The organism is Acidimicrobiia bacterium (assembly GCA_009694375.1).
Lineage (GTDB): Bacteria > Actinomycetota > Acidimicrobiia > Acidimicrobiales > VFJN01 > VFJN01.
Map to the genome: position 1 here is coordinate 49,968 of SHVB01000016.1, position 14,831 is coordinate 64,798.

Here is a 14,831-nt window from a genome sequence, read left to right on the forward strand (position 1 = left end):
TAGTTTGGCGGGATGAAGCCGAGCCAAGCGTTGTCTCTTGATCAGATCGATTTGTCTGACCCTCAATTCTGGGCCGGCCCGGTAGCGGACAGGGAAGGGGCCTTCCTTACGCTTCGGGAGCAGGATCCGATCCGGTTCTTCAAGGAGCCGATCGTGTCGGAGACCTTCCCGCCGGGGCCGGGTTTCTATTCGCTCACCCGCCACGCCGATGTGCTCGAAGCCAGCAAACGCCCGGCGGTGTTCTGCTCCAGTCAGGGCACCAACATTCCCGACATGCCCACCGAGTTCTTGGAGTTTCTCGGTTCCATGATCAACATGGACGATCCCAAGCACGCCCGCATGCGACGCATCGTGTCGAGGGGGTTCACGCCGCGCCAACTCGATCAGATGAAGGGCGACGTTGAGGCCACGGCGGCGGGGATCGTCAACGATGTGATCGAGCGGGGCGAAGGCGACTTTGTGACCGAGGTGGCCGCCACCCTGCCCCTGCGGATCATCGTGGACATGATGGGAATCCCCCGCAGCCAGGAGCGGTTCATTTTCGATCGCACCAACATCATCCTGGGGCTTGGCGATGCCGAATACGTGCCCGATCAGACCGAGTCGGGGATTATGACAGCGCTAATAATCGCCGCTCAAGAGTTGACGCAACTCATCACTGAATTGAGCGAGGCCCGGATGAAGAATCCGCAGGAGGACCTGACCACGGCTCTGATCACCGCCGAGGTAGACGGGGAAAGCCTCACTCCCGCCGAGGTGGCATCGTTCTTCCTGCTGCTGGTGGCAGCGGGCAATGAGACCACCCGCAACGCCATTTCCCACGGCATGCAGGCTCTGTCGGAGTATCCCGATCAGATGGCCCGATGGCAGGCCGACTTCGACGGACTGGCCCCGACGGCGGTGGAAGAGATCGTTCGGTGGGCCACGCCGGTGATCCACTTTCGGCGTACCTGCACGGCCGACGGCGTGCGCATCGGTGAGCAGGAACTCAACGCCGGCGACAAGGTGGTGCTCTGGTATTGCTCCGCCAATCGGGACGAGGCCGTGTTTGACGATCCGTTTTCCTTCGATGTGGGCCGCACCCCTAACGATCACCTGGGGTTTGGCGGTCCGGGTCCCCATTTCTGTCTCGGTGCTCACCTCGCTCGCCGGGAGATCACCGTGATGTTTCGAGAGTTGTTCAGGCGGATGCCCGACATCCACACGGTGGGTGAACCCGACCGGCTCCAGTCGAACTTCATCAACGGGATCAAGCACCTGCCGACGCGATGGACGCCAGGGCCGAAGGTCAAACATCGCATCGGTAGTTAGACCGCAGCGCCCGCCGGCACCGCCGCAGGTCCGTCGCGGGTCGTCAGGCTGCCAGCACCGCCACTACAACGACCAGGACCGCGAAGGACCCGACGACCCGCGCCGCGATCGACTCGAACGGTCGCCAGGCCCCGAGGCGTCGGCGTCGAAGAAACGTGAGTCCAGCGAACGCGAGGGCTGCGCAGCCCAGGCCCGCCAGCAACGGCCGTGCAATCGCGCGACCCACCGGGGGGGCGGCCGACTGCTTGTCCGGCCGCCCGTGGTGGAGATCCGAGGGATCGATCATGGGCAGCAATCCGCCGGGAGCAGCCTCGACGGCGGTGTCGTGGGTGCTGAGCGGCAGCACCAGCGACTCCCATGTCTCGCCGCCATCCGTGGACTTGACTACGGCTGTGCCCGCTTGCCCAAAGATGGTGTGATCGTGCTGGAAGTCTGGGGAGAAGAGGATCGCCTCGGTTGCGCCGTGATAGAAGTTGGCGAGGACGATGTTGCGCTCCAGCAACGCCTCTCCAGTGGGAGCAAAGGTCGCCCCGCCGTCTGCTGACCGGAACAGACCACGGCCCCGCACGCTCACCAGGAGGGTTCCGTCGCTCGCGAACTCTGGGGAGACGGCTACGGCCTCGATGCTGCTTGTTGGGCTGACACCGCTGATCGTGACCGGGGTCCAGCCCGTTCCGTCGGTGGCGTAGAGCCCGTTGGTGGTGCCGGCGAAGACGCGGCCCGAGTCGGCATAGTCCGGAGAGATGGCCAAGCTGGTCACCCGCTGACCGCCCAGCCCGATGCGCTCCCAGGTGCGACCAGCGTCCGCGCTGCGCTGCATCCCGGTGGAGGTGCCCGCTATGACGGTGTGATCAGATGCAAAGGCAGGGGAGGTCGCGATCGCTGAGACGGGTGAGTCCATCTGGCCGACCTTGGCGAACTCCGATCCACCGTTCCTCGAACGGAACACCTTGCCCCTGCTCGACCCGAGAAGGACCGTTTGGTCTTGGGCGTAGGCGGACGAAAAGGCCCAGAGAGTGTAGTCGGGCGGCTCCTCTCCCTCCACCACGAGGCCATCTGGGATCTGCGCACGCCACTGGTCTCCCGCCGTCTCGGATCGCAACACGTAGCCGCGCTCGCTGGCGAAGAGGGTGCGGTCAGAGGCGAATGACGGCGAGATGCCGATGCTGGTCAGCCGCGCGTAGTACTCCTCGGACCGAGTCCAGACGCCCTGGTAAGCGAGACCGTCGTTGATCGCCGTCCACGTACGGCCTCCATCCTCCGAGAGAAACGCTCCGTTGAGGTAGGTGGCCACCGCGATCGTCGTGTCCTCCCCGTACGAGGAGGAGATCGCCATGCTGCTGATGTTGCGCGAGGACTGCGTCTCCAGCTCTTGCCACATCCCGGCGTCGGAGGAGCGGAAGAGCCCCTCAAACGCGCCGAGGAAGAGGATCGGCCGGATGCCAACCGTCGTGTTGGAGACGCGCAACGGCCCGAACTGGGATCGCCCGAGGAGGTCGGCCTGCCGGTTCGTCGTGAGCCCGTCAACTTCGTCAGACCAGGAAGCGCCGCCATCCCCGGATGTGAAGACCCCTGTTGACCACGTGCTCACCCAAAGGGTCTGGTCGACCGCGAAGTGAGGAGACACGGCGACGGACACGATTGAGGCATCGGTGATGCCGGTACCGACGGGTTCGAACGATTGAGCATCGTCGGTGGAGTGGAAGAGACCCTTGTCGTGCGTGGCCACGAAGATCGAGTGGCCGCCAGAGGTGTTGGGTGACGCGACGATCGCGGTGATGCCTCCCGACCCAGGAAAGTCGGCGATCTTGCGCCAGGTGGACCCGCCGTCGCGCGACATCCTCACCGGTCCGCCTTCCGACCCGCTCAGAACCACCTCAGGGTCATCGTTGGCGAACTCGATCACACTCGCCGCGCCGGCGTCGGAGACGGTCGACCAGCTCAGGCCGCCGTCTTCCGTTCGGACCACGGTGGGCACACCATTGGTCTCGATCGTGGCGAAGAGGTTGTCCGATGAGCCTGGGGAGATGGACAGGGAACGAACATCGAGGGTGGGGAGGCCGCGGCTTCTGTTGGCCCAGGTCTGCCCGCCATCGCTCGACCGGTAGATGCCGTCGCCTCGAGATCCGAGGAACAGCACCTGCTTGTTCTGTGGCGACACCTCGACGGCACGCAGCTGAAATCGATTGTCGAGTCCTCGGACGAGTCGGGTCCACGTATCACCGCCGTCATCTGACTTGAGAAGGGACTCCCGGACGATGGCGAACAGGGTGTGGTCACCCTCGAAGTCCGGCGAGAGCTCGACGTCGGCGACGACATCATGGGGAGTGTGGGCCGAAGCGGGCCCGGTGACACAGCACACGGTGGCGATGACGGCCACAACGACAGCACACCGGCCCGCCAAGCCCGATCTGATCGCTGCCACCGATGATCAACTCTCTTTCAAAACCCTTGAGAGGCGACAACGCCTGCTATCCAATGGCTAGCCTACGTCGCTCTGTCGACCTGCCTCGTCGATCGAAGCCCGCCCAGCCCGCTGCTGGCATCGCCGCGATGTCGGACGTGGCAACGCTCTACGGGTGCGGCGCCCATAGCGCCAGTGGCGTGTACTCTCCGACGATGCTCCGCCAGCTTCTTCTCGCTGGCGTGGTCACGTCCACTCTGATCGTCACCGCCTGCGGAGGCGACGATGGTGGAGCAGCGGGTGGTGAGGAAACCAACGTGGAGATCGGGCCCGCCGCTGAGGGGATCGAGGGTGTGATGGCCATCCGGGTACCGGACAACACCCACACGGAATCACCGGTGGACTACGGGCTGAGCCCTCCCGCCGGCGGTGTCCACAACCCCGTCTGGTTGAACTGTGGCTTCTATGACAAGGCGTCACCCGCTGAGCATCTGGTGCACGATCTGGAGCACGGGGCCGTGTGGCTCGCGTATTCGCCGGATCTTCCGGCGGCGGACATCAACGTTATTCACAACTTGGCCCGCACCTCTCCCAGGATTGTGGCCACGCCGTATCCCGACCTCGCCGATGGGGTGGCCGTGGTCGCTACCGCGTGGGCCCGTCAACTCACCCTCGACTCCGTCGCCGATCCCCGCATTGAGAAGTTCCTGGACCAATACACCGACGGCGATCAGGCCCCCGAGGCCGGGACCACCTGCCTTGAGTCCCCCCTGGGCACGCCGATTCCCTAGACGGCCGCCGCCTTGCGCCAGGTGGTGAGTACCTCGCGGTTGCCGAATACCTCGAAGCGATCGTCGGCCGGTACCCGGTTCCAAGCCCATAGCAATAGGTCCGACGCCACCCCCCGCAGCGCCACATCGCCTTTGGCGTGGGCCCGGGTGAAGGTGACGCCCTCGCTGCCCATCTGGATCAGCCACTCCCCTTCGATGTCGGTGGCATGGAGGTGGATCGTGCCGCTCGAACCCGCCATCTTCTCGCTCGAAATCAAGGGCGAGAAGATGTCCAGCAGCTCATCGATACCATCGACGGCCAAGGCGGCATCGATGGTCCCGGCGGCCACATCCCAGCGGTGTACGGCGGTTTCTTGTGCGAGACGCCGCGGGTAGAAGGTGCCTGGTTGTGGACCGGCCCAGCTGGGCCACATCCGGTGGGCATCCATCGTAGAGAGCACCTCCGCGGTGTGGGCGGCGATGGCTTCGAACCAGGCGGGCAGGTCCTCACCCTCGGGCGGCCGGGACACAGAACTGAGGCGAATCCGTTCGGTGGGCCCGGCCTCCACCTGGGCTCCAATCCAGGCGTGGACAAACGCCACGTGCCCCAGCAACGTGGCGCGGTCCCAACCTGGGCACGAAGACACTGCCGCGTCGGGGTCCGCCGCGTGGGCCGCCAGGAGGGCGGCGCGGTCTCGAACGAGATGGTCGAGGTGGGTGGAGGGGTCCATGGGCAGGAGCCTGCCACGGATGGCTCCCGTGGCGGTGCGGCGACCCCGGTGGTAGCAGAACCGCTCCATACCCGATCGACGGGCTCGGACCGGCAATGCTGACGGGGTGATCGTGGATTGCGCGGTGTACACGAAGGGGGTGCGGCGACCCGGGGACCTCCCCATCAGCGATGCCCTCGAGGCGGCCAGCGAGGCCGATTCCTTTGTGTGGGTGGGACTACACGAGCCCTCCAGCGAGGAGTTTTTGGTGGTCAAGGATGAGTTGGGGTTGCACCGCTTGGCGGTGGAAGACGCCATCGCCGCCCATCAGCGAGCAAAACTGGAGGTCTACGGCGACAGCATCTTCGTAGTGCTCAAGACCGCTCACTACGACGACCTCAGCGAAACGGTGACCTACGCCGAGATGCACCTGTTTGTTGGCCCGAACTTCGTTGTTACCGTCCGGCACGGTGAGGCCAGCGCCGTTGTCGACGCGCGAGCCGCCTTGGAGCAGGACCCCGAGCGCCTCGGGTGTGGACCTATGGCCGTGCTGCATTCCGTGATGGACCATGTGGTGGACGGCTACAAGGCAGTGGTGGAGGAGCTCGACAACGATCTGGCCGAGATCGAGGACGCCGTATTCGATCCCAACCGGGTTCGGGGATTCGATCCCGCCGCCCGCATCTTCAAGTTGAAACGTCAGGTCCTGGAGTTCTATCGAAACAGTCAGCCGCTGCTCGATGCCCTCGATCCGCTCGTGCATGGTGCCGTTCCCGGGGCCCAGCGGGAGTTGGATCGCGACTTCCGTGATGTGGAGGATCACCTTCGTCGCGAGGTGGGTTCGTTGGGGCACATTCGGGACCTTCTCTCCGACGTTCTCAACGCCAACCTGGCCCAGGTTTCGGTGCGCCAGAACGACGACATGCGCACGATTTCCGCCTGGCTGGCCATCGGGGGGTTCCCCACTGTGGTGGCGGCCATCTACGGCATGAACTTCGAGCACATGCCTGAACTCCAGACCCGATACGGCTACTGGGTGACGCTGGGTCTGATGGCGTTGATCTCCTTGGCCCTGCACCGTCGTTTCCGGCAGATCGGTTGGCTGGGACCAGCCGCCGTCCCCGGCCCATCTGGGGCCGATTCCGGGCCCGGCATGGCGGACCGGGCTAAGGACTCGTGAGACGAACCCGCCGGTTGAGGTGGGGGGGGGCTAGCCGCCGCCGAGAAGCGATAGGACCTCGTCGTGGATCACGCCGTTGGTGGCGAGGCCGCTGCCTCCCGCGATACCAGGCGCACCAGAGAGGTCGGTGAAGCGGCCGCCCGCTTCGGCCAAGATCACCGGCATCGGGCCAACGTCGTAGGGCTCCACGATGAGGTCGATCATCGCGTCGGCGCGGCCGGTGGCCACCAGGGCGTATCCGTAGCCGTCCCCCTCGGTGCGAAGCATGGTGCCGGCGGCTCGAAAGGCTTCGATCTGACTTGGCCGCCATCGCCTCAGCGAAGTGGTCATCACGCTGGCCCCGGTGAGGGCGGCGTGGTCGCTCACTCGGGCGGGCCCTCGTTCGGACCAGCATCCCAAGCCCCGCCCCGCCCAGACCGTTTCCCCGAGGGCGGGGAGGTTGATGACGCCTACGGCGATGCCGTACTCGTCTTCGAGGGCCAGCAAGTTGGAATAGAGCGGCACGCCTCGGATGAAAGACTTGGTGCCATCGATGGGATCAAGAATCCAGCGGCGCCCGGTGGAGGACGGAGTGGGGGCCTCTTCCTCACCTAAGACGCCATCGCCGGGAAAGTCCTGAGCCAGTTTGTGGCGGAGGTAGCGCTCGGCGTCGAGATCGGCGTTGGTCACCGGGGTGCCGTCGTCTTTGCGCTCTAGGTGAAGATCAGGAGACCGAAACCAGTGCTGGGTGCGTCGGCCAGCCTCCTGAGTGAGGGCGACGGCGTGATCAACGGTGGCCTGATCGATAGGAGGAATGCTCACGGGCTGTGATCCTCGCGCGATGGGGGCGTCGGGGGGCGTGCGTTGATGGTTGAGGCGGGCGAGAGGATCGGGGGGCAGGACACGATTGTGTCTTACCAGTCCGTGGCGACGTATTTCGTCTCGGTGTAGTCGAGCATGCCTTCGTGGCCGCCCTCACGACCAAGCCCGGACTCTTTCATTCCCCCGAACGGAGCGGCCGGATCGGACACGATCCCTTTGTTCAGTCCGACCATCCCCGACTCGAGGGCCTCTGCCACCCGCAGGCCCTTGGCCAGATCGCGGGTGTAGACGTAACTCACGAGCCCCATGGTGGTGCTGTTGGCCAAACGAATCGCTTCAGCGGTATCAGCCACGGTCACGATCGGGGCCACCGGTCCGAAGATCTCCTCCTGGAGAATCGGGTTGTCGGGCGCTACGTCGGTAAGGACAGTGGCTGGGTAGTAAAACCCGGTGCCCTCCGGGACCGATCCGCCCACGATGGCCTTGGCTCCCGCCTGAACGGCTCCGTCGACGAGGGCCGCCACATTGGCGCGGGTGTCGGCATCCACCAGTGGCCCGAGCCGACTGTCGGGCTCGAGGCCGTGGCCGGTGGGAAGGGCACCCATCGCCTCGGCGAGCCGCTGGGAGAACTCGGCCGCCACGGGGGCCTCAACGTAGAAGCGGTTGGCGGCGGTGCAGGTCTCGCCGTTGTGCCGCATCTTGGCGATCATGGCGCCCTCGATGGCCGCATCGAGGTCAGCGTCGGCCAGCACGATGAAGGGGGCATTACCGCCGAGTTCCATCGAGACGTTGAGCACGCGTTCAGCGGCCTGGGCGATGAGCATCCGCCCCACCTCGGTGGAGCCCGTGAAGGAAACCTTTCGGACCCGTTCGTGCTCGAGTACGGCGTTGGTGATCACACGGGCCTGGTTCCCGGGGATCACGTTCACAACGCCGCCCGGCACCCCGGCATCGTGGAGCACTTCCGCTAGCGCCAGCGCCGTGAGGGGCGTGAGGGTGGCGGGCTTGAGCACTACTGAGCATCCGGCAGCGAGGGCCGGGGCGATCTTGCGGGTGGCCATGGCGGCCGGGAAGTTCCACGGCGTAATGAGGTAGGCCACCCCTACTGGTTGGTGGAGGACGAGGATTCGGTTGGCCCCGCCGGGGGCGGTGGAGAACTCGCCCCGCAGCCGGACGGCTTCCTCGCTAAACCAGCGAAAAAATTCGGCGGCGTAGGTGATCTCGCCCTTCGCTTCGGCGAATACCTTGCCGTTTTCGAGGGTGATGAGGCGAGCGAGATCGTCGGCCCGCTCGGTGAGCAACTCCCATGCCCGTCGGAGAATTTCGGCGCGGGCCCTCGGGGGTAGGGCCGCCCACGCAGGCTGCGTGGCGGCGGCCGCGGCCGTCGCGGCTCGAGCATCGATGGCTCCCGCGTTGGCCACGGTGGCGATGACTTGCTCAGTGCCAGGGTCGTGGACGGCGAATCGGTCACCACTGGCGGCTGGCCGCCATTCGCCGCCGATGAAGAGGTCTGTACGAGAGAGCGTTTCAGCCATGGTGCCGGTTGTACCGCGTTTCGAGGGTAGAGCGGACTTGAGCGTCAGGCTCGTTAGCCGCTGGGGGAACCTCAGGCTACAGGGAGGGGCACCGATGGGCAGGCGGGGCAGGTCCCCACAATGTCGAGCTGATGGTCCCGGATCACGAAGCTGATACGGGCGGCCACCGCAGTATCGATCCCGCCCTGGTGGTCTTGGGGGTAGCGGTGTTGGGCGATCGGGCGTTTCTCGTGCTGTCGTTCCATCAAGGTAAGGCGGGAAGTCTGGGGTTGTATCAGGAGGCCACCCCCTTGCCGTTGCTGGCCCTGATAGCAGGAGCGATCGTGTCTTCGGTTCCAGTCGGTGGGAACCCTCCTGGTGTTTGGACTAGGCCTCAGCTACCACTGCGCGTTGGCGGCTGGGACAGCGATGGCGGGGTTTTGTCGCCACGTTCATCGCGCTGGCATTGCTGGATCGGCGGTGATTCGGGCCATTGGGGGCGAAGCGGCCGAGTGGCTTGCCGCTTCCGAACTTGGCAAACTCTCGACCGTGGACCTTGGCGAACAACTCCGTTATGCCTTTGAGCATGGGAAATCTGGGGTCGCCGTGGTCAATATCGACGGGTCGATTCGGGAACTCAATGCCTGGGCCGCCGGGCTAACCGGGATAAAACCGGAGAGCGGACCGGAGTTGGGGTCAGAGGTCATCGATCTCGTCCATCCAGAAGACGTGGAACTATGTTTGACGGCGCTGGCCGACGTGCTCGTTACCGGATCGGCTGGGCCGGTCGAGTTCCGAATACGAGAAACGGGTGGCACCTGGCGGTGGATTCAGGCTCGGGCCACTCATATCCCCGATCCGGTAGATCCGGTCGTGCATCTGACGCTGGACGATGTGACAGCGGTGCGCTCCACGATCAGCCAGTTGGCTCAGGCGCACCACCAGCAATCCTTGGTGGCCGGTCTCGGTGATGACGCATTGGGTGGACTGGCCGTCAAGAGCTTGATTGACCGTGCCCTGGAGGCCATCACGGCCAACTTGAGCGTTGCGTTTGTTGGGGTCCTTCTCGACGATGGCCATCCCGATGGTCTGCTTCTGGTAGCGGCCCGCGGGGCTTTGGAGGACGGGGTCGGGACGTACCGACGGCCGCGGGCTCACTCGGTCGTGTCTCAGCCGCTGGAGGACCGCGGACTGCTGGTTACGGGAAACCTGGCTACCGAAACCCGGTGGGGGCCGCCAGAGCAGAATCCGTTGGTGGGGGAGGGGATCGTTTCGGTGGCCGGAGCCGTGATCGAAACCCGGACCGGGCCACCGGGATTGATAACGATTGGCGCAACGGTTGCCGACTTTTTCGGTTCTGAGGACCTGGCTTTTCTAGAGGCAGTGAGCAACGTGTTGGCGAGCGCGATCGATGCCGATCACACCCTGCAAGATGTCCGCCACAACTCGTTGCACGACTCGCTCAGTGGGTTACCGAATCGCGTGTTGGTACTTGACCGCCTCCAACAGGCGCTCGCCCAGGCTTCCCGTCGGGGTACCCAAGTAGCCGTACTCGTGTGCGACATCGATCAGTTCAAGTTTGTGAATGACGGAATGGGTCACGCCGCCGGCGACGCCGTTCTGCGCGTCGTGGCGAATCGATTAAGCGATGAGGTACGTCCGGGGGACACCGTGGGCCGCATGGGGGGTGATGAGTTTGTCGTCGTGTGTCCCAATATCAGTGATGTGGATGCGGTGGTTGCCATCGCTAAGCGACTGGCAGCATCGGTCAGTGAGACTACGAGCGTGCTCGGTTCTCCGATCGCGGTGACGGTGAGCGTCGGTATCGCCATCGCTGCTGCCGACAACGAGAGCGAGATGGAAGTAGTGGCGACCGAACTTCTCCGAGACGCGGATGCGGCGATGTATCACGCGAAAGCGGAGGGCCGTAACCGATACAGACTGTTTGACGACGAGATGCGCACCTCGGCCACTCGGCGCATCAATCTATCGAGCGAGCTGCGACAGGCGATGAGCAACGACGAGTTGGTGTTGCACTACCAACCGGTTCTTTCCATCGAAGAGCCCGAATCGGTCGTGGGGGTCGAGGCCCTCGTGCGCTGGCAGCATCCTCAGCGCGGTTTGTTGGGCCCGGGGATGTTCCTGAACGTCGCTCGCGACATGGGGCTGTTGGGGGACTTGGGAGCGTGGGTGCTTAGCGAAGCGGCGATGAAAGCGGCGTCGTGGGTGGAGGCGGGGTGGTGGGGCCAGCGGTGGGTGGCGATCAATCTGGCTCCAGTTCAGGTGGTGGATCCGGAACTAACCGTTCTGATCGATCAGGTGTTGGAGGTGTCAGGGATCGACCCCTGCCTGCTTCGGTTTGAGTTGACCGAGGACGCCTTGGTGAGCAAGTCCGCCCTGACGCAGAGCATCCTCGAATGGATTCGCCGGCGGGGTATGGGCATCAGTGTGGACGACTTCGGTACGGGCTACTCGTCGCTGGCCTACCTGAAGCGGCTGCCAGTCGACATGTTGAAGCTCGACCAGAGTTTCGTGCGCGGGTTCGGCCAGGATGCCGACGACACGGCGATCGCGACAGCGGTGGTGGCCATGGGTGGGGCTCTGGGATTGCAAGTGATAGCCGAGGGGGTTGAAACCCCTCGGGAACTAGAGCTGCTTCGAGAGTTGGGGTTTGGGATGGCCCAGGGGTTCCTGTTCACCCCGGCCTTACCCGCTGAGCAGCTGCGATCATGGATCCTGGCCCGAGAGTGAGGGTGGCGCGGAGCATCTGGTGCGATGGAAGATGGGGGGACTTCAACCAAAGCTTCGATACCAGATGTAAGGGAGCGCCATGACAGAGATCAACGGTGAGTGCAAGCCGGGGTTCGAGGCAGTGGCGGAAGCCTTTGCCCTTAACTTCGCTGAGCATGGGGAAATAGGGGCGGGCACGGCGGTCTATGTCGGTGGGGAGAAGGTCGTAGACCTTTGGGGCGGTGTTGCCGACGAGGAGTCTGGCACTCCTTACACCGCCGACACGCTGCAGTTGGTGTTCTCCACCACCAAGGGCGCCACCGCCGCCTGCGCCAACCTGCTTGCCCAACGAGGTGAGCTCGATATCGACGCCCCGGTGGCTGAGTACTGGCCCGAGTTCAAAGCCGCCGGGAAGGAAAACATCCCGGTTCGCTGGCTCCTTACCCACCAGGCGGGGCTGCCTTATGTCGATGCCGTGCTCACCCTCGAGGAGGCCCTGGCCTGGGAGCCGATGATTCGTGCCCTCGAGCGCCAAGCCCCGGCGTGGGAGCCCGGCACGGCCCACGGCTATCACGCGACCACCTTTGGGTGGCTCGTCGGGGAGGTGGTGAAGCGGATTTCGGGAAAAAGTCTCGGCACTTTTTTCCACGATGAGTTTGCTGTTCCCCTCGACCTGGAGTTCTGGATCGGTCTCCCGGATGAGCAGCAGCACCGTGTTGCGCCCCTGCTCCAATGGGATGTCTTCGGCGGATCGGGTGATGGCGATGGTGCGGAATTGGACCCCGCGCTGGCCGCGGTCATTGCGCAGTTCATGGGTCCAGACACCATGCTGGGGAAGGCCCTGACCGCACCCAGTGGGGTGCTGGCCACCGCTGAAGGAGGGTTTAACAACCCGGCGGTGCGCGCCGCGGAGATCCCCGCCGCCAACGGCGTCACCAATGCTCGATCACTGGCCCGCTTCTACGCCGGCCTCACCGGCCCGCTGGCGGGAGGCCCGTCGCAAGCGATACTCGGACCGGAACAGGTTGCCAAGGCCTCCGAGCGGCAGACATTCGGATCCGATAAATGTCTGATGTTCGAGACCACGTTGGGTCTCGGGTTCTTCGTGGCGTCACCGTTTGCTCTTTACGGGGGACCAAAGGCCTTCGGCCATGCCGGGGCCGGGGGTTCAGTGGGTTTCACGGATCCGGAGAACGCCATTGGCTTCGGGTATGTGATGAACAAGATGAGCATGAGCCTCAATGGCGACCCCCGGTCGGGGGGTCTCGTGAAGGCGGTGTACGAATCCATCGGGGTTGAGCCCACCTACGCGTGAGGGTGGCCGAGGAGTTAGTTGACCTCGTTGATACGGATGATCGCGTCCTTGAGGTGGTGACGAGGAGCGAAATGCGAGCTCGCGGTGAAGAGGCGCGTCACCGGGCTTGCTACGTGGTCGTGCTGAACGCGGCCGACGAATTAGTGGTGCATCGGCGGGCAGATTGGAAAGACGTGTACCCCGGGTGGTGGGACATTTGTTTTGGTGGGGTGCTGGGGGCCGGGGAGGCCTGGGACGAGGCGGCCCATCGCGAACTCCTTGAGGAAGCTGGGGTGGCAGCGTCGCTGGAGTTGTTGGGAATCAATCGGTGGGAGGCCCCGGGCGTTCGGCTGAATGCCCGGGTCTATCTGGCTCGCGTCGATGGGCCCTTTACCTGTCCTGATGGCGAGGTGGTGGAGGTGGCCACCGTGCCGCGACCCGGCTGGGACCGCTGGCTGGCGGCGCACGATGTGTGTCCCGATTCACTCGATCTCGTGTTGCCTCTCCTGCGGTAATCCCCCCGCCGGAGGGGCTCAGCCCTTGGCGGCGGGCGACCCGGGCCAGGCCGGGTAGTCGGGCAGGGCTTCGCCCGGGGGAACGGTGGTGTACAAGGTGACGGCCCCTTCCTTCTCAAACAGGGGGAGGGGATCAGTGGGCCACTCGCCGGGCAGGTACCGGGTGCCCCCGTCGACATAGGTGATCATGCCTATCCCAGGATTACCAGGCTCGTCCTCCCCGGTGGCGACAGGATCCCACCAGATCACCCCGGCATCGTCGCTGGAATTGTGGTCGGGGCGGCCCCAGAGGGTATCGCCCCAGGACACGTGGGTGTAGGTCTTGCCGCCCGCGTTGGGCGGGTACCGAAACAGCCCTTGCTCGAATGAGGTGGGGGTGAGGTTGGCCCCGGCGAGATGGATGCCGAGCATGAGTTGGGCCGGCCCCGGGAGGATGACGTCGACGGTGTTCACCGGGGCTTTCTTGCCGTAGTACCACTCGTAGAGCCCGAAGGCATCGGAGAGATCATTGTCGGCCCGGGCCGGCGGTAGGGAGATACCAAAGGCATGCGCCCACTGCTCTTGGTCGAATGTCCGACCGAAGATGGTGGTGTCAGCCAACACCGAAGGGCCGATCACCCACTCCGGGAAGTACCCCTGTTTGGTGGCCTCCCGGGTGATCGTGGCCGGGATCAACGGGTCCACGCTCAGCAGCACTGTGGTAACTCCCGCGTCTTTCATGCGGGTCACCACGCTGGTGGCTGTCTCCTGGGCGGCGGCGAGATCGAAGAGGTACGTGGATCGAGTAGTGACCTTGCCGCCGTAGTCCTTCTCCAGGAGGCGGTCGAATTCGTCGTTGCGGGCTTTGTACTCGCCGGTCTCGGTTTCGGCCTGAATCCAACCGAACACCCGCTCCTTCTTCTGCAGGGCTGTATCGCCGGCGTATTTGGCCGGCTTGCCGACGAGTTGCTTGCCCACCAGTTCGAGGAGGTGCTGATCGGCTTGCTCCGGCGCGATAGCGCTGGGCCAGAGGTAGGGGGCGGCGCTGTCCACGTCGTCCCAGGTTTCGGCCAGGGAACAGCCTCCGATGCAGAGGATCTTGGCATCGATAAGTTCCTGCCAGTAGACGGGCGTTTGGGCGGGTCCTCCGATGACGGCGAACGGCTTCTTGTCGATGATGGTGCGGGCATCGGCGAGGGCCGCAGTGGCATCCGCAGCCCCACCGGTGGCGGTAACGACCTCAATGTCGAGGGTCCGGCCGTAGGTTTCGTAGGTGTCTTCGAGCAGGCGGAGATAGTCGACGGTGGCCCCGCTGGTGTCGGCGGGGCTGGTGTCGGCTCCGGCTGCGCCCAGGATGACCTGTTGCAGTGGATCGGGGACCCCTTCGTAGACGATCACCTTGATGCTGTCGGGGGTTACGCCTGGTGTAGTGGCGAGCCCACTGCCCTTGTCCGAGGTCTTCGGGGGCTCCACGCAGGGCGCTGCGTTGTGGATCGGTATGGCGATGCGACCTTTGTCGGTGTCGCAAGCGGCGCCCCAGTCGATTCCCTCGATCCCGTCGGCCTCGGCCTCCTGAAAGGTGAGGGGCAGATCCTCGCCGACTTGTTGCGAATCATCCGCGGG

At 64.7% G+C, this 14,831-nt stretch carries 10 protein-coding genes; 6 read left to right on the forward strand and 4 right to left on the reverse strand.

The genetic code is table 11. The annotated features are described in order from the left end of the window. The first annotated feature begins 12 nt into the window (after positions 1-12). Positions 13-1,311, forward strand: coding sequence for a cytochrome P450 (locus tag EXQ71_10060; protein MSO87846.1), 1,299 nt, complete (start codon positions 13-15; stop codon positions 1,309-1,311). 43 nt (positions 1,312-1,354) lie between these two features. Here the strand turns inward: EXQ71_10060 and EXQ71_10065 are convergent, their stop codons facing one another. Further along, the gene (locus tag EXQ71_10065; protein ID MSO87847.1) at positions 1,355-3,736 is read right to left on the reverse strand and encodes a hypothetical protein; all 2,382 of its coding nucleotides are present in this window, start codon (positions 3,734-3,736) and stop codon (positions 1,355-1,357) included. A 2-nt stretch (positions 3,737-3,738) separates the two neighbouring features. Between EXQ71_10065 and EXQ71_10070 the strand changes: the two genes are divergently transcribed. Beyond that, positions 3,739-4,506 carry a DUF3105 domain-containing protein gene (locus EXQ71_10070; protein MSO87848.1) on the forward strand — a complete coding sequence of 256 codons (768 nt, stop codon included), beginning with the start codon at positions 3,739-3,741 and terminating at the stop codon, positions 4,504-4,506. On the opposite strand, the gene EXQ71_10075 is transcribed toward EXQ71_10070, so the two are convergent. After that, positions 4,503-5,381, reverse strand: a complete 879-nt coding sequence (locus tag EXQ71_10075; protein MSO87849.1) for a maleylpyruvate isomerase family mycothiol-dependent enzyme — start codon at positions 5,379-5,381, stop codon at positions 4,503-4,505. The genes EXQ71_10070 and EXQ71_10075 overlap by 4 nt on opposite strands. On the opposite strand from EXQ71_10075, the gene EXQ71_10080 reads away from it, so the two are divergent. Then, complete coding sequence (locus EXQ71_10080; protein ID MSO87850.1) at positions 5,323-6,375, forward strand: magnesium and cobalt transport protein CorA; 1,053 nt, start codon at positions 5,323-5,325, stop codon at positions 6,373-6,375. The genes EXQ71_10075 and EXQ71_10080 overlap by 59 nt on opposite strands. Before the next feature lie 30 nt (positions 6,376-6,405). Here the strand turns inward: EXQ71_10080 and EXQ71_10085 are convergent, their stop codons facing one another. Then, positions 6,406-7,290: a hypothetical protein gene (locus tag EXQ71_10085; protein MSO87851.1), complete on the reverse strand. Its 885-nt coding sequence runs from the start codon at positions 7,288-7,290 to the stop codon at positions 6,406-6,408. Then, positions 7,269-8,711, reverse strand: coding sequence for an NAD-dependent succinate-semialdehyde dehydrogenase (locus EXQ71_10090; GenBank protein ID MSO87852.1), 1,443 nt, complete (start codon positions 8,709-8,711; stop codon positions 7,269-7,271). The genes EXQ71_10085 and EXQ71_10090 overlap by 22 nt, the downstream gene beginning before the upstream one ends. A 342-nt stretch (positions 8,712-9,053) precedes the next feature. Here EXQ71_10090 and EXQ71_10095 point away from each other — a divergent pair, with 342 nt between their 5' ends. The 3 genes from EXQ71_10095 (at position 9,054) to EXQ71_10105 (ending at position 13,229) form a co-directional block, all read left to right on the forward strand. After that, entirely contained in the window at positions 9,054-11,441 is a 2,388-nt protein-coding gene (locus tag EXQ71_10095) for an EAL domain-containing protein (GenBank protein ID MSO87853.1), read from the forward strand. Positions 11,442-11,520: 79 nt separating this feature from the next. Further along, complete coding sequence (locus tag EXQ71_10100; protein MSO87854.1) at positions 11,521-12,735, forward strand: class A beta-lactamase-related serine hydrolase; 1,215 nt, start codon at positions 11,521-11,523, stop codon at positions 12,733-12,735. A gap of 2 nt (positions 12,736-12,737) precedes the next feature. After that, positions 12,738-13,229, forward strand: a complete 492-nt coding sequence (locus tag EXQ71_10105) for an NUDIX domain-containing protein (protein ID MSO87855.1) — start codon at positions 12,738-12,740, stop codon at positions 13,227-13,229. Positions 13,230-14,831 lie beyond the last annotated feature (1,602 nt).